This window comes from Yersinia sp. 1652 StPb PI (genome assembly GCF_041538345.1).
GTDB lineage: Bacteria > Pseudomonadota > Gammaproteobacteria > Enterobacterales > Enterobacteriaceae > Yersinia > Yersinia enterocolitica_E.
Genome location: NZ_JAULSM010000001.1, coordinates 1,598,892 through 1,615,378, shown reverse-complemented (window position 1 = coordinate 1,615,378; position 16,487 = coordinate 1,598,892). Strand labels below are relative to the sequence as shown.

Sequence of the window (16,487 nt, the reverse complement as noted above, 5' to 3'; positions counted from 1 at the left end):
CCATAATATCAGTCCACTAACGCAATATCGGAACAGTAATAACTAAAGGAAAGCGTTTTATACTAAATAACGTTTACAATAATTTATCGAAACCGAAATAATGATACTTAAGCTAAAGGGCTTCTATTTAATTAGATGCCCTTTAGCTTTCCTCTTTTCCCTGCCGCCTACTAATACATACTTCTGTCTATTCCTGCTAATGTCCTCAATGCGTCAAGAACCTAACGCTGCCACCATAAAGTGTCATCAGCTACAGCACGGTTATCCCCCCATGGTTAAGGTCAATCTGATCTCAAAAGGTACAGCAACAAATGTCATCACAACCATTGCGCTACTGGTATTATCCAGTGTTGCGGTCACCGCGCTATTACCAATTGTTGAACTTTTCAGTGTTATAACAAAAGTCCCATCGGCACCGCTGGTACCATTACTATTACTGCTGATAATTGCGCCATTATCCGCAACAACGGTTATATTCTGGCCTGGCAATGGATTATTGTTGGCATCTGTTACCGTCACTTTTATTGCAGCATCTGCCACCCCATCAGCAGGTTGATTATCTAGGCTCTTTTCTAAAATCACTTTCGCGCTATTAACATCGGCAATAAAGAGCACGTCTATCTTTTTGGTGTCATTACTGACCCCGATAAGGGTGGCAATCACCGCGATATCCCCGGCTCGGATACTGGTTAATGCCGCCGGGATATACCCGTCACTGTCAGTCATCATCACCGATGGCATCAGCGTGGCACCATTACCGACGGTAAAAATCACTACCTGATTGACCAGCGGGTTATCGTTCGCATCGGTGACCTGCGCCCGCACACTATGGATCTCATTGCCGTCCGCCACGATGCCACTGTTTAGCGCGGTGGTTTCAGTCAGGGTGGCGATTTTTGCGGTACTGACATCAGCAATAAAGGTCACTTCCACCTCTTTACTGCTGCCCCCACTCAGGCTGGCGCTCACGGTGATGGCCCCGGCCCGGATACTGGACAGTGCCGTCGGGATATACCCATCACTGTCGGTCATCACCACCGACGGCACCAACGTGGCACCACTGCTGGCGACAAAGGTCACCGTCTGATTGGCCAGCGGGTTACCGTTCGCATCGGTGACCTGCGCCCGCACACTGTGAGTCTGGCTGCCGTCCGCCACAATGCCACTGTTTGGCGCGGTGATTTCGCTCAGGGTGACTATCTGTGCGGTAGTAACATCAGCAATAAAGATGATTTGCACCGTCATATTGTTACCACTGCCCCCAGTCAGGGTTGCGGTAACATTAACAGCCCCAGCCCGGGTATTGGTCAGATTTGTCCTGATATACCCATCACTGTCAGTGGCCGTCTGACTTACCAGGGTGGCGCCGTTGTCAGCGGTAAAAATTACCGTCTGATTGGCCAGCGGGTTACCCTTAGCATCGGTGACCTGCGCCTGCACGCTATGGATATCGTTGCCATCTGCCACGATGTCACTGTTAAGCGCAGTGATTTTGGTCAGGGCAACGATCTGTGCGGTAGTGACATCAGCAATAAAGATCACTTCCACCTCTTTACTGTTACCCCCGTTCAGGCTGGCAGTCACATTGACTGCCCCGGCCCGGATATTGGTCAGTGCCATCGGGATATACCCGTCACTGTCGGTCACTGTCACCGCCTGATTCACCAGCGTGGCACCGTTATCGGCGGCAAAGGTTACCGTCTGATTGGCCAGCGGGTTACCGTTCGCATCGGTGACCTGCGCCCGCACGCTATGGATCTCATTGCCGTCCGCCACGATGCCACTGTTTAGCGCGGTGGTTTCAGTCAGGGTGGCGATTTGTGCGGTAGTGACATCAGCAATAAAGATCACGTCCACCGTTTTGTCGTTACTTCCACTGAGGCTGGCGGTCACGGTGATGGCCCCGGCCCGAATACTGGTCAGCGCCATTGGGATATAGCCGTCACTGTCGGTCACCGTCACCGATGGCACCAGCGTGGCACCACTGCTGGCGACAAAGGTCACCGTCTGATTGGCCAGCGGATTACCGTTTGCATCGGTGACCTGCGCCCGCACACTGTGGGTCTGGCTGTCGTCCGCCACGATGCCACTGTTTGGCGCTGTGGTTTCGCTCAGGGTGACTATCTGTGCGGTAGTGACATCAGCAATAAAGATCACTTGCACCTCTTTACTGTTGCCCCCGCTCAGGCTGGCGCTCACGGTGATGATCCCGGCCCGGATACTGGTCAGTGCCGCCGGGATATACCCGTCACTGTCGGTTACCGTCACCGACGGTACCAGCGTGGCGCCATTACTGGCGGCAAAGGTTACCGTCTGATTGGCCAGCGGGTTGCCGTTTGCATCGGTAACCTGCGCCCGCACACTGAGTCTGGCTGCCGTCCGCCACGATGCCACTGTTTGGCGCTGTGGTTTCGCTCAGGGTGACTATCTGTGCGGTAGTGACATCAGCAATAAAGATCACTTCCACCTCTTTACTGTTGCCCCCGCTCAGGCTGGCTGTCACATTGACTGCCCCGGCCCGGATACTGGTCAGCGCCATTGGGATATACCCGTCACTGTCGGTCACCGTCACCGACGGTACCAGCGTGACGCCATTACTGGCGGCAAAGGTTACCGTCTGATTAATCAGTGGGTTACCGTTAGCATCGGTGACCTGCGCCCGCACACTGTGGGTCTGGCTGCCGTCCGCCACAATGCCACTGTTTGGCGCGGTGGTTTCGCTCAGGGTGACTATCTGTGCGGTAGTGACATCAGCAATAAAGATCACTTCCACCTCTTTACTGTTGCCCCCGCTCAGGCTGGCTGTCACATTGACTGCCCCGGCCCGGATGCTGGTCAGCGCCATCGGGATATACCCGTCACTGTCCGTCATCACCACCGACGGCACCAGCGTGGCACCATTACCGGCGCTAAAGGTCACGGTCTGATTAGCCAGCGGGTTACCGTTCGCATCGCTGACCTGGGCCCGTACGGTATGGGTCTGGCTGCCGTCCGCCACAATGCCGCTGTTTGGCGCGGTGGTTTCGCTCAGGGCGACTATCTGTGCGGTAGTGGCATCGGCAATAAAGATCACTTGCACCTTTTACTGTTACCCCCGCTCAGGCTGGCAGTCACATTGACTGCCCCGGCCCGGATATTGGTCAGTGCCGCCGGGATATACCCGTTACTGTCGGTCACCGTCATCGCCTGATTCACCAGCGTGGCGCCATTACTGGCGGCAAAGGTCACGGTCTGATTGGCCAGCGGGTTGCCGTTCGCATCGCTGACCTGCGCCCGCACACTGTGGGTCTGGCTGCCGTCCGCCACAATGCCGCTGTTTGGCGCGGTGGTTTCGCTCAGGGCGACTATCTGTGCGGTGACATCAGCAATAAAGATCACATCCACCTCTTTACTGTTGCCCCCGCTCAGGCTGGCGCTCACGGTGATGGCCCCGGCCCGAATACTGGTCAGTGCCGCCGGGATATACCCGTCACTGTCGGTGACTGTCACCGTCTGATTCACCAGGGTGGCACCGTTACCGGCGCTAAAGGTCACCGTCTGGTTGGCCAGCGGATTGCCCTGTGCATCCGTCACTCGCGCCCGTACGCTATGGGTCTGGCTGCCGTCCGCCACAATGCCATTGTTTGCCGCCGTGGTTTCAGTCAGCGTCGCGATGCGTGCACTGCTGGTATCAGCAGTAAAGGTTACGTCTACTGTTTTGCTATTGCTTCCGCTGAGGCTGGCGGTCACGGTGATGACCCCGGCCCGGATACTGGTCAGTGCCATCGGGATATGCCCGTCACTGTCGGTTACCGTCACCGACGGTACCAGCGTGGCGCCATTACTGGCGGTAAAAGTCACCGTCTGATTGGCCAGTGGGTTACCGTTCGCATCGCTGACCCGCGCCCGTACGCTATGGGTCTGGCTGCCGTCCGCCATAATGCCGCTGTTTGGCGCGGTGGTTTCGCTCAGAGTGACTATCTGTGCGGTAGTAGCATCAGCAATAAAGGCGACGTCCACCACTTTGCTATTGCTTCCGCTCAGGCTGGCGGTCACGGTGATGGCTCCGGCCCGGATACTGGTCAGCGCCATTGGGAGATACCCGTCACTGTCGGTCACCGTCACCGTCTGGCTCACCAGAGTAGCGCCACTGCTGGCGACAAAGGTCACCGTCTGATTAATCAGTGGGTTACCCTGCGCATCGGTGACCTGCGCCCGCACACTGTGGGTCTGGCTACCGTCCGCCACAATGCCACTGTTTGGCGCCGTGATTTCAGTCAGGGTGGCGATTTGTGCGGTAGTGACATCAGCAATAAAGGTGACAACCACCGTTTTGTCGTTACTTCCGCTGAGGCTGGCGGTCACGGTGACCGCCCCGGCCCGGATACTGGTCAGTGCCATTGGGATATACCCGTCACTGTCGGTCACCGTCACCGCCTGATTCACCAGCGTGGCACCGTTATCGGCGCTAAAGGTCACGGTCCGATTAATCAGTGGGTTACCGTTTGCATCGGTCACCCGTGCCTGTACGGTATGGGTCTGGCTGCCGTCCGCCACAATGCCGCTATTTGGCCCAGTGATTTCGCTCAGAGTGACTATCTGTGCGGTAGTGACATCAGCAATAAAGATCACTTGCACCTCTTTACTGTTGCCCCCGCTGAGACTGGCGGTCACGGTGATGGCTCCGGCCCGGATACTGGTCAGCGCCATTGGGATATACCCGTCACTGTCGGTCACCGTCACCGCCTGATTCACCAGCGTGGCACCGTTATCGGCGGCAAAGGTTACTGTCTGATTGGCCAGCGGGTTACCGTTCACATCGGTGACCTGCGCCCGCACGCTATGGATCTCGTTGCCGTCCGCCACGATGCCACTGTTTAGCGCGGTGGTTTCAGTCAGGGTGGCGATTTGTGCGGTAGTGACATCAGCAATAAAGATCACGTCCACCGTTTTGTCGTTACTTCCACTGAGGCTGGCGGTCACGGTGATGGTCCCGGCCTGGATACTGGTCAGTGCCGCCGGGATATACCCGTCACTGTCGGTCACCGTCACCGTCTGATTCACCAGGGTAGCACCGCTGCTGGCGACAAAGGTCACAGTCTGATTAATCAGTGGGTTACCCTGCGCATCGGTCACCCGTGCCTGCACGCGATGGGTCTGGCTGCCGTCCGCCACAATGCCATTGTTTGCCGCCGTGATTTCAGTCAGCGTCGTGATGCGCGCACTGCTGGTATCGGCAATAAAGGCCACAGCCACCGTTTTGCTATTGCTTCCGCTCAGGCTGGCGGTCACGGTGATGGCTCCAGCCCGGATACTGGTCAGTGCCATTGGGATATACCCGTCACTGTCGGTCACCGTCACCGTCTGATTCACCAGGGTAGCGCCGCTACTGGCGGCAAAGGTCACCGTCTGATTGGGCAGCGGGTTACCCTGCGCATCGGTGACCTGCGCTCGCACGCTATGGGTCTGGCTACCATCGGCCACAATGCCACTGTTCGCCGCCGTGATTTCAGTCAGCGTCGCGATGTGTGCACTGCTGGTATCGGCAATAAAGGCCACAGCCACCGTTTTGCTGTTGCCACTGCCCCCAATCAGGGTGGCAGTAACAGTGACAGTCCCGGCCAGCGTACTGGTCAGTGCCATCGGGATATACCCGTCACTGTCGGTCACTGTCACCGTTTGACTCACCAGCGTGGCACCATTACCGGCGCTAAAGGTCACGGTCTGATTGACCAGCGGGTTACCCTGCGCATCAGTCACCCGCGCCTGCACGCTATGGGTCTGGCTACCGTTCGCCACAATGCCACTGTTTGACGCCGTGATTTCGGTCAGCGTCTCAAGCCGCGCACTGTTAGCATCAGCAATAAAGGCCACAGCCACCGTTTTGCTGTTGCCACTGCCCCCAATCAGGGTGGCAGTAACGGTGACAGTCCCGGCCAGCGTACTGGTCAGTGCCATCGGGAGATAACCGTCACTGTCGGTCACCGTCATCGTCTGATTCACCAGCGTGGCACCATTACTGACGCTAAAGGTCACGGTCTGATTAAGCAGCGGGTTGCCCTGCGCATCCGTCACTCGTGCCCGCACACGGTGGGTCTGGCTGCCATCCGCCACAATGCCGCTGTTCGCTGCGGTGACTTCAGTCAACGTCTCAAGCCGCGCACTGCTGGTATCAGCAATAAAGGCCACATCCACTGTTTTACTGTTACCACTGCCCCCACGGAGGGTGGCGGTCACGGTGATCACCCCGGCCCGGAGACTGGTCAGTGCCATCGGGATATACCCGTCACTGTCGGTGACTGTCACCACCGACGACACCAGTGTAGCGCCGCTGCTGGCGGCAAAGGTCACGGTCTGATTGACCAGCGGGTTACCCTGCGCATCGGTCACCCGTGCCTGTACCCTGTGGGTCTGGCTGCCGTCCGCCACAATGCCACTGTTTAGTGCGGTGACTTCCGTTAGCGTCTGGATTTGCGCAGTACTCACATCGGCAATAAAGGTCACGTCCACCGTTTGAGCACTACCATTAATAGTTGCCGTCACGGTAACAACACCGGCTTTGATACTGGTAAGCATTACCGTTACCGAACCATCTGGGCCCGTCGTGCCCTGAGTGGCGATAGTGGCACCGCTTCCGTTGGCAACACTGAAACTGACCACTTGATTTGATACTGGTGCATTGTGTCCATCAGTAACAATGGCTTTCACACTGTTAGTTTTCGTACCATTCGCAACAGCGCCGTCAGTAACGACTTTCAAGTTACCACTGGCAATGTTGGCGGGGGTAACAAATGTCACATTGACACTTTGGCTACTGCCATTGACGCTAGCGGTTACAGTAACAACAGTACTGATGGTATTGGTGAGTGTCATGATCACACTACCATCAGCATCAGTAATGCCACTGCTGGCAATAACAGCATTATTATTGGCGTAGAAACTGACCGCCTGATCGGATACTGGATTGCCGTTAGCATCCTTGATAATGGCCTTCACACTGTTAGTCGCGACGCCGTTGGCAATCGCCTTGTCACGAACGACAGTCAGGTCACCATTAATAATTCTTACCGTGCTACTGTCTGCCGTGAACCTGACCGGTTTTGTATCATGGTTGCCGTTCATCAAGGAGGCAGAAACTGTCCCACTCCCTGAACGAGTACTGGTTGTGACAATACCACTAACCTTTCCGTTACTGTCGGTTGCCGCAGTTTGCGGAGTGATTGTTCCCAGGGTAGAACTGAGCGTAACGGCCATACCCGTTATCGGTTGGTTAGCATTATTCGCGGTATTAATCACTGTGGCTTCAAAAGCCACCGTAGATAAACCATCGGCCAGCGTTGTGTGATTACCAACATGTTTAAGGGTAATATTATGTAGAGAGCGCTCAACCAGCAGGGTTGTGGTAGCCGTATTGGATTTATTACCCCGGACATCATATGCCGTGGCGCTAACTTGATAATTATTCAGGCTAACGGATGGTTGATAGGCCGGGAGAGTGATTAACACTGTTCCCACACTTGACATCGTTATACTGCCACCGGCAGCAAGCAATGCAGGGGCATGCCATACGATATTTTTCACCCCGTATTTCGAGGCCACTTTTGCCGTTAGTGAGATATCTTCCATAGCATATGCGGTAATCTGCTCAGGCAAACTCAGATGAATTAAGTCCTGCTTTTGATATTGCATAACAATATCGTAATTACGGTCAATGATATCGTAACGGCTACCCGCCACACTGCGCATTAAACCAACGGTCTGTTTGCTAATTTGATCAATCCACGGTACGCCAAAACGGTAATTTAAATTGATCCCTAGCTGAAAATCATTATCGACATTGCGCCCTTTCTTATGGGAAGCATCGAAAGTTACCAATGGAATAGGCGTATAATTAACCCCAACGGTAATGGCAGAGGGTGAATGACCTAAATCATCAGGGCTGGTATTTCCACTGCCTAATGCAACGCCTTTACCAAAATACTTTTCATAGACTAGCCGTCCACCCAATTGGGGATGAGAGGGTAAATAGGCCTCTGCCCGCACATCAAACCCGTTAGCCGGGCGTTCGTTATAATCCTCCATATCGGACAATACCGACTGATGCCAGTCGGTTATTCGGAAATAACCATTTGTGGAGAATTTGAGATAATCTGTCCAAGCTTCACCCCCGACCCCCAAACGGCTATTTTTACCGGTCATGTCATAGTCATAAAAGGTATTTACACCGAAGGTCCAGTCATCGGTAAATCCACGTACGCCAATGCCGCTATTATTTGTTGCGCGTTGTCCATTATGACGGACCCCTAGTTGAGCAAATAACAGTGCACTTTCTGATTCTGCTAGTGGCAGCAATACATCGGCATTACCGGTACCTGATGAGTTCAATTGCACTCTGGCATTACCGTATTGCCCCAACCAATCTGAAGCCATTTGTGAGGCCAGACCTGAGGAGACGCCTTTTATTGCATTTTCGCCAGCTTTGCCAGGCTCACTACTGCTCATCACACTGCCAAAATTGGAAAACGCACTCGCCACGTTATTTTCCGTGATCTCATATTTATTATTAGTACGGATGTCGCCAACTTCATGTTTATCTGAGCCTAAATCTGGTAACCCATTTTGCTGTGATGCAATCAAGGGCTCTGCGGGCTCATTTAGAGGTGAAGATGGCGAAAAAATAGGAGGATTTACTGTCTCTTGCGGTGGATTGTTAGATCGACTTGAATCAATAGTCACTGCTGCCGAAGTGTGTTCATTCAAGATATCTGATGCTCTCATATTTATCATTGCATCATCTAAGCTATCGGCATGCGCGGACAGTGAAATAATAGGTGTGATGGTAGCGGTAAGAAGTAAGCATATTTGAACCACTAAAGTGATAAATGCCACTCCCCGCATAAACACGCAGTTAGAATTAAATTGATTCATGTGAGTAAAAATTCCATTTTGAGAGCAAGCAACTAGCACTCGAATACGCTATATGCACGACATAAATGATGATGAAGATATTAGATAATTATCCCCAGTAATTTTAAATTAACGTCACCGCCACTTAATTAACTTAAAATTAACAAGCACACTTTAAAATAACGTCAATAATATAAATTATATTCTTTGTATAACCCTCAATTAAAAATGAGTGATTTAGCATGCCAAACCACCCTACAATAGACATCTTAATTAGCTTTACTAAAAAATGAGCATCAAAATAAAATCAACACCACCCTGTCAATTATTAAGAATAATTAAACATTACTATTTTAATCACAATTATAACTTCGCGATTACATTTACTTTTCTTTGAACCTCGTTAAAAGTAGTATGCCTAACTCTGGCACACACCATTTTTAGTTTAGAATTCAACTCCAGAGAAATAAGTTGTTTTGGGTCATCATCAAGAATATTTCTATTCTGATCCAGGAAAGCATACATGTGATTAATCTGCTCAAACTGTCCTCTAAAAACGCCAAACTCATCAGTGTTCAATTTTTTCAGAACTGAAAAATCGTTTACACACTGATTGCTTGTATTGTTCTTAATAATGGTAGCCGTTTGCTTTTCTGATTCGGTTTTATCTTTTGTCGCGCATCCTCCTAAAAATGTACTGACCATCAATATCACTATTGCTACTGATTTCATAAAATTCCCTTATAAAAAATCACTGATTATCTGTTCACTAATTATTATTTTATGCCACTGCATTTCAACCCTGAGCATCAATAAATTAAATTGATGACGACGTTATACTGCTGATATGTATCATCGACAAATTATAAAATAGATCTAAAGGATTGAATTTTTTCATCAAAACGAATAAATTCACTCTAAGCATATTTAAAGTCCCATCAATAATATAGAAAATGAGACATTTAATCGGGCATTTTCCTAAAACAAATAATGAAATATATACCAAACCCTGATTGGTAAAATAAAAAACGAACATAAGATAATGAAATTAAAGAGTAAAAATAAAGAATCAGAAAATAAATCAAGAATTTTGTAACTTTAAACTATAATAATCAATTTAACAGGATTAAGTGCTACTTGTGGTATCTTTAATTCAGTTTACGGATATTTAACTCCAAGTGGCTTTAATTAAACTCATTTAAGTCCGATATATATGAATAAATTTCATTTTATAGCCCACTAAAATATAAACCCATCACAAATGTTAAAAATAATGTCACCAATTGTTTTATTGAGTTTGAAATGTCTTTATAAATTATAGGCGCTTATTTTATTTTTCTGTCTGAGGTCGTTAATGGGCGTATAAACACAACACCATTGTCTTCAGGCACTGCCGAAATTCTGCTTAATCTTTCTTACACCAAGTTTAAATTGTCACCATGTTCATAAAGCTCGTGTTCGTAAGACACAGAGTGGAAAAACACCTTATGCCGTGTTAAAACTAAACGGCATCTTTAAGATAAAATATCAGCCTGAATTATGAGTGTTACATAAAGTTAGAGACAGTAGCGGATAACAGTCCCAGCACGGTAACGTGCTCAATTAAAAAAGGATATGTATATGGAATTGTGTGTGGCGAGTGTTACTGATATTGAACAAGTCATGGCATTACTAAAAAAATACCATGTAGCAACGATTAATGAAGATGATAAAAAAGAGGGTTTTGTTACCACACAGATGACACAACAACAGATGTTATCACTGGTGACGGAGGAACAAGGATTATTTATCGCCAAGAAAGAGGGGAATGTGGTGGCTTTTGTTATGGCTGCATCCTGGCAATTCTGGTCTCCCTGGCCATTGTTCGAACATATGATAAATAAATTAGATGAGAATACCTTTGCTGGACAAACATTGTCTGTCGAAAACTCCTATCAGTATGGTCCCATTTGTATAGACCAATCCATGCGCGGTAGCGGTGTACTTCAGCAGCTTTTTGCTTTCTCTTTGGAAAAAATGTCTACACGCTTTCCTATTCTGATAACCTTTATTAATGAAATAAATCATCGCTCATACGTTGCGCATTCACGTAAGTTGGGATTACAGGTACTGAGTAAGTTTGAATTTAATAATAATCACTATTACTGGATGGCCTGCTCAACCCAGGTACCAAATACCGCAACACCATAAGCAAAAGCTTGCTACAGACCTAACTCGTGTTCTGCAATATCTTCATTTTCTTGCCAGGAAAATAACGGAATTGGCTATTGGTACATTGAAATAGTTGACTCACCCCGTCAGTGGGGCAGAAATAAGAATGCGATTAGCCCCGACAAACAGAACAGGGCTATATCGCAGTCGTCCTCTAGCCTAACTCAATGATAAGGGGCTTCCAGATGTAAATTTTGGGTAGAAAGCAGGGCCTGTTCTATGCGTTCCCATGCCAGCGAAAAGGGTAATCGTGCTGCAATATGCGGAGCAATAACGACGCCCTTAGCAATCTTTTTCACCTGTTCATCATTATGCTTGAATCCCAAATCTTCTAACGTCAACGGGCAGCCAAAACGAGGTAATAACGACAATAACTCATCACGATCAGCCTCTTGCTCGTGCTCGATAAACGACTGTACCACCAGCCCGAAGCCGACTTTCTCACCGTGTAGCCAATGGTGAAGCTCTGGCAGACGGGTCATGCTGTTATGGATCGCGTGAGCAATTCCGATTCGTGGAATATCATCAGCCATGCTATTAGCTAAGCCTGCCAGTGCGATAACTGCATCGATCACTTTACGCAGTGCAACACTGACTTCCTGGCGTTGATTAGCTGCGATAGCCTGCTGTCCATAGGTATTAAAGGTATCCAGTGCCTGTTTCGCGACCTGTGACTTTAGTATCAGTGCCAATCCATCATCACCCTTTCGCAGATAAGGAAGAAACTCATACCATTTAGCCAATGCATCGACGATACCTGCATTCAGGTAGCGTGGCGCTGTTCTGGCAATCGTCTGGCTATCGACCAATACCCAGACCGGTAACCGCGTTAAGGATAAAGGGCCGATATGAGCCCCAGCCTCATCATAAATAACGCTAATAGGTGACCATGCGGCACAGGTCGCCGCAATTGTCGGTAGTGTGATTACCGGCAATTGCCCCAATGTCTCCCCTACCGCTTTCGCACTGTCTAATACCCGACCACCGCCTACCCCCAGAATAAGTTCTGAGCCTAGTTGCTGTGCTTGTACAACCAATGCATCAATAGCTGTACGGGTACAATCTCCTGGCAAATAGCTGATATGAAACGAGATATGATGCCGTTGCAGGCTCGTTATCACACTTACTCCCACCGACTGCCAGGCGCGTGGGCTGGTCACGATAAGCACCTTCTGAGCCAATGGCGCAATAAACTGCCCCACTTTCTCAGTCACGCCATCTTGATTCAGGTAATTTTGTGGGGTTTTAATTGCCAGCATGGTTAACTCCTGTAAATAGTATTAGCGCTGCATACCCCAGCGCTTGACGGTCAGTTTCTCTATAGTGGCGAAAATAAGCCCTTCGACCAGTAAACCAATGACGATTACGGTCGCCAGACCGGCAAATACCCTATCGGTATACAGTTCATTGCGATTTTGGAAGATATACCAGCCAAGCCCGCCTTGACCGCTAGACGCACCAAAAACCAGCTCTGCGGCAATGAGCGTGCGCCATGCAAAGGCCCAGCCGATTTTAAGTCCTGACAAAATAGAAGGCAGTGCTGCCGGGATAAGAATATGAGCCACATAGCGCCCACCGCGTAGCCCATAGTTACGACCGGCCATCCGTAATGTGTCCGAAACACCGAGAAAACCGGCGTAGGTATTCAACGCCATCGGCCACATCACCGAATGGATTAGCACAAAAACCAGACTCTTTTCTCCCAGCCCAAACCACAGCAACGCCAGAGGCAGTAGTGCAATAGCAGGCAACGGATTAAACATCGACGTTAGAATATTAAGCAGATCCCGACCAAAACGGGTCGACACCGCTAAAGCACTTAGCCCTAATGCAAACACGCTACCTATGGCATACCCTTTAAGAAGAGTGCTGAGCGAGATAGCAACCTTAGCGGGCAACTCGCCGCTGGCCATATCCTGGGTAAATGCCCGCAGTGTTTGCATAAATCCCGGAAACATTAGGTCATTATCCTGCAAACGTGCAGCCAGTTCCCACAGCGCCAGTAATACCAGTAATACCGTCAACTGGCGTAGCCACTGCTGGTTCCAACAGCGGGTAATGATGGGCAATGGCTGGGTCAACACCACTTCTGGTAGTGGGGCCAGTTCACGCTGATATTCGCAGCGGATCGGGGGTTGAGTGCTCATATGGTTTACCTTGCAGTGGGATCGACGGAGCAGCTTGTGCTTGCTCAGTGGGGAACAGCAGATGATGGATACGCTGTGCGGCGAATTGAAACTCATCGCTACCGTAGTCAGCTAGAGAAAACTGATGGCTGTTCACCTCGGCACAAACCCGCCCAGGATGTGGTGACAGCAGTAGTATCCGGCTGCCAACCACCAGCGCTTCCTCAATAGAATGAGTCACAAATAGCAACGTAAAACGTATTTCCTCCCACAGCACCAGTAACTCCTCTTGCATTTTACGGCGCGTCAGTGCATCAAGCGCGGCAAAAGGCTCATCCATCAGTAATACCTTGGGCTGCATCGCTAACGCGCGAGCAATGGCTACCCGCTGCTTCATACCGCCCGATAACATATGCGGATAAGCATCGGCAAATCCGGCAAGCCCCACTTTATCCAGGTAGTGTAATGCCCGCTCTCGTGCTTGCTTATGGGTAGCCTGACGACTGGCAACCAGCGGGAACAGCGTATTTTCCAGCACCGTTTTCCACGGGGGCAATTGATCAAACTCCTGAAATACCATCATGCGGTCCGGCCCCGGCTCCACAATGACCTCACCGTCAAGGCGTATCTCTCCGTCAACCGGCGGCAGAAAACCGCCAATCGATTTAAGCAGGCTGGATTTACCACAACCCGATGGCCCCAGCAGAACAAAACGATCGGCAGGATAGACATCAAAACTGACGTCATGTGTTGCACGAACGCGTTTCTGGCGGGTTCGATACTCCAAACCCACACCTGCGGCCTGTAATAACGGCTGCGGTGATATTTCATTAATGATGCGGCTCATACCCCCTCCGGCGTAATTGGGAAAAAGACCGTCTGTCTAGCGTTTTCCAAAGAAACCAACAACTCAGCTACCGGCCCCGTTATGAGCTTCGGCGAAGAAATAGTCCTGCCACGAGTCGGCTTTATTCTTGAGGATACCTAATTGCTGCAACTGGTCAGCGTACACATAGGTGCGCTGTGGTGTGATAGTGAAATCAATTTCTGGGTCTTCAACGATTTTCTTCACCAATTCAGGTGATAAACGCGACTTTTCTACCCGAATATAGGTTTCAGCCGCCGCGGCTTTGTTGGCTTTAACTATCTGAGAAGCTTCAGCCAGCGCATCATAGAAAGCCCGATAGGTTTTAGGATTTTCATCATGAAATTTTTGCGTGGTGTACAGCACATTAAATGTTGCCGGCCCTCCCAGAACGTCATAGGAGCTAAGAATCTTATGTACGTTGCCGTGCTCTAGCGCCTGATATTGGAACGGCGGGCTGGAAAAATGAGCAGAAATTTCAGAGCCACCGGCAATCAACGCGGCATTGGCATCAGGATGGGGCAAGCTTACCGTGATGGTATCAAAGCGTTTATAATCGCTATTGCCATACAGTTTGGCGGTTTCAATTTGTAGGGTACGGGACTGGAAACCCACACCGGCAGCCGGTACCGCGATACGGTCTTTTTCACTAAGATCTGCTATCTTTTTTACTGCTGGATTGTTGCTTAGCAGGTAATTCGGCATCGAACCCAGTGACGCTATCGCCTTCACATTCTGACGCCCACGGGTACGATCCCACACTGTAAGCATCGGGGGTACACCCGCAGCCGCAACATCAAGAGCACCAGAAAGCAGTGCCTCATTCATTCCTGTTGCTCCCGAGATAGTGCGCCAGTCAACGTTAATATCCAGCCCTTGCTGTTTACCATGCTTTTCTATCAGTTGTTGATCACGCACCACATCAAGAATCAGATAACCAATACCAAACTGCTGTGCAATGCTAATAGACCCTTCTGCATGTGCACCAAAGGTACTTAGAGCAAGACAAGTGAACGCAAATATACCTGTAACTTTTTTTATCCGTTTTTCTGTTAGTGACTTATTCATTTCCCTGCCTCTTATATGTCCGAATTAAAATTTTAATCATCCTAGGGGGTAAATGACGCCATTTATAAATTATTTTTTGGAATAAGGTAGATGTGATATTTAATAAAAAGCACAGAGCGATGATAAAAAATAATATCACATTAACATTTAAAGTTTGTAGCTTATTTTAAGCTAACGATAGCTATATATTATATATGTATCGAACATTGAAAGCGTTATAGTTCCCGATATTCCATTATTATTTTCGGAGCTAGAAATGCCCGTTTTCAGTCATCATTTTCTTCGGCAATATCTGCATGATCGATTGGTCGATATTTCAGTAGACTCAGGCATCGCCGCTAACGTGGCTGATAATTTGGTGGAGTCCAGTCTCAAAGGCCATGACTCCCACGGTGTTAGTATGTTGCCCCGCTATATCGCGGCAATTCATGAGGGAGGATTAAATCCTGCAGCAAAGGTTAAAATCACCACAGATTTTGGAGCGTTGATTTCATTTGACGGGCAGCATGGCTTCGGCCAGGTTATTGGAAAACAAGTGATTGAACTGGGTATTGAACGCGCCCGACAGCACGGAGTCACGGTTTTGAGTCTGGCAAATGCACACCACTTAGGCCGCATCGGTGCCTGGGCTGAACAAGCTGCCGCGGCGGGGTTAGTCTCATTGCATTTTGCGAATGTAAACAATCGCGCCAATGTCATCCCCTGGCAAGGGCAATCAGCCCGACTAGGAACCAATCCCTTCTGCGCAGGCGTTCCCTTGTTATCCGGCGAGCCAATCATTCTGGACTTTGCCACTAGCGTTATTGCGGGTAATAAAGCACGTATTGCGTGGAATGAGGGGCGACAATTAGAGCCTGGTTGCGCGGTAGACCACCAAGGCATGCCCACGGTCGACCCACGTTATTTGATGGAAGAACCCTTTGGCGCTCTGCGGGCATTCGGCGAACATAAAGGTTCGGGGCTGGCACTCATCTGTTCTTTGCTGGGAGCGGCATTAACCGGGGGCAACACCGAACGAAATACGCAGCCGGGGCAGCAGAGAATCATCAATAATATGCTGACAATATTAATTGACCCTGAGCGTTTGGGCGGAGCACAGCGTTATCAGCAGGAAATACCAGCTCTGTTAGACTGGGTACGTAGTTCCCATTCCGATAATAATCTGACATTATCTGGAGAATGGGAACAAAGAAATCATCAACAACGTTTGACTCATGGCATATTTATTGATGATGTCAGTTGGCAGCAATTATCCAATTTGCAATCCATTCCAGAAAATTTAAAATAGTTATTTACTACAACATCCCCTTAATGCGCCGAAATTAATCATT

10 protein-coding genes are annotated in these 16,487 nt (G+C 49.5%); 2 read left to right on the top strand and 8 right to left on the bottom strand.

Features of this window, described 5'->3' with window-relative positions:
- Nucleotides 1-261 precede the first annotated feature (261 nt).
- The 4 genes from Q2T71_RS07235 to Q2T71_RS07220 all read right to left on the bottom strand — a co-directional run bounded on the left by Q2T71_RS07235 (nt 262) and on the right by Q2T71_RS07220 (nt 9,618).
- Nucleotides 262-2,394, bottom strand: coding sequence for a beta strand repeat-containing protein (locus Q2T71_RS07235; RefSeq protein ID WP_372558588.1), 2,133 nt, complete (start codon nt 2,392-2,394; stop codon nt 262-264).
- Nucleotides 2,291-3,079, bottom strand: coding sequence for an Ig-like domain-containing protein (locus Q2T71_RS07230; RefSeq protein WP_372558587.1), 789 nt, complete (start codon nt 3,077-3,079; stop codon nt 2,291-2,293). The genes Q2T71_RS07235 and Q2T71_RS07230 overlap by 104 nt, the downstream gene beginning before the upstream one ends.
- Nucleotides 3,070-8,514, bottom strand: a complete 5,445-nt coding sequence (locus Q2T71_RS07225; RefSeq protein ID WP_372558586.1) for an Ig-like domain-containing protein — start codon at nt 8,512-8,514, stop codon at nt 3,070-3,072. The genes Q2T71_RS07230 and Q2T71_RS07225 overlap by 10 nt, the downstream gene beginning before the upstream one ends.
- Nucleotides 8,515-9,249: 735 nt before the next feature.
- A complete protein-coding gene (locus Q2T71_RS07220) occupies nt 9,250-9,618 on the bottom strand; it encodes a hypothetical protein (RefSeq protein ID WP_372558585.1) in 369 nt (122 codons plus the stop codon).
- 888 nt (nt 9,619-10,506) lie between these two features.
- Between Q2T71_RS07220 and Q2T71_RS07215 the strand changes: the two genes are divergently transcribed.
- Complete coding sequence (locus Q2T71_RS07215) at nt 10,507-11,076, top strand: GNAT family acetyltransferase (RefSeq protein WP_372558584.1); 570 nt, start codon at nt 10,507-10,509, stop codon at nt 11,074-11,076.
- A gap of 185 nt (nt 11,077-11,261) precedes the next feature.
- Here the strand turns inward: Q2T71_RS07215 and Q2T71_RS07210 are convergent, their stop codons facing one another.
- From Q2T71_RS07210 to Q2T71_RS07195, 4 genes are all read right to left on the bottom strand, one after another.
- Entirely contained in the window at nt 11,262-12,356 is a 1,095-nt protein-coding gene (locus Q2T71_RS07210) for an iron-containing alcohol dehydrogenase family protein (RefSeq protein ID WP_372558583.1), read from the bottom strand.
- Between the two features lie 21 nt (nt 12,357-12,377).
- The gene (locus tag Q2T71_RS07205; protein ID WP_372558582.1) at nt 12,378-13,244 is read right to left on the bottom strand and encodes an ABC transporter permease; all 867 of its coding nucleotides are present in this window, start codon (nt 13,242-13,244) and stop codon (nt 12,378-12,380) included.
- Complete coding sequence (locus tag Q2T71_RS07200; protein ID WP_372558581.1) at nt 13,204-14,070, bottom strand: ABC transporter ATP-binding protein; 867 nt, start codon at nt 14,068-14,070, stop codon at nt 13,204-13,206. The genes Q2T71_RS07205 and Q2T71_RS07200 overlap by 41 nt, the downstream gene beginning before the upstream one ends.
- Nucleotides 14,071-14,133: 63 nt before the next feature.
- Nucleotides 14,134-15,156 (bottom strand): ABC transporter substrate-binding protein, encoded by a 1,023-nt coding sequence (locus Q2T71_RS07195; protein ID WP_372558580.1) that lies wholly within the window; start codon nt 15,154-15,156, stop codon nt 14,134-14,136.
- 256 nt (nt 15,157-15,412) lie between these two features.
- Here Q2T71_RS07195 and Q2T71_RS07190 point away from each other — a divergent pair, with 256 nt between their 5' ends.
- On the top strand, nt 15,413-16,444 hold the full coding sequence (locus Q2T71_RS07190; protein ID WP_372558579.1) for a malate/lactate/ureidoglycolate dehydrogenase: 1,032 nt from the start codon (nt 15,413-15,415) through the stop codon (nt 16,442-16,444).
- Nucleotides 16,445-16,487: the final 43 nt, after the last annotated feature.

Excerpts from the sequence above, each read along its gene's own strand:
- Q2T71_RS07215 (WP_372558584.1), top strand. The coding sequence starts at position 10,507 with ATGGAATTGTGTGTGGCGAGTGTTACTGATATTGAACAAGTCATGGCA.
- Q2T71_RS07200 (WP_372558581.1), bottom strand. The coding sequence starts at position 14,070 with ATGAGCCGCATCATTAATGAAATATCACCGCAGCCGTTATTACAGGCC.
- Q2T71_RS07205 (WP_372558582.1), bottom strand. The coding sequence starts at position 13,244 with ATGAGCACTCAACCCCCGATCCGCTGCGAATATCAGCGTGAACTGGCC.
- Q2T71_RS07210 (WP_372558583.1), bottom strand. The coding sequence starts at position 12,356 with ATGCTGGCAATTAAAACCCCACAAAATTACCTGAATCAAGATGGCGTG.
- Q2T71_RS07220 (WP_372558585.1), bottom strand. The coding sequence starts at position 9,618 with ATGAAATCAGTAGCAATAGTGATATTGATGGTCAGTACATTTTTAGGA.
- Q2T71_RS07190 (WP_372558579.1), top strand. The coding sequence starts at position 15,413 with ATGCCCGTTTTCAGTCATCATTTTCTTCGGCAATATCTGCATGATCGA.
- Q2T71_RS07195 (WP_372558580.1), bottom strand. The coding sequence starts at position 15,156 with ATGAATAAGTCACTAACAGAAAAACGGATAAAAAAAGTTACAGGTATA.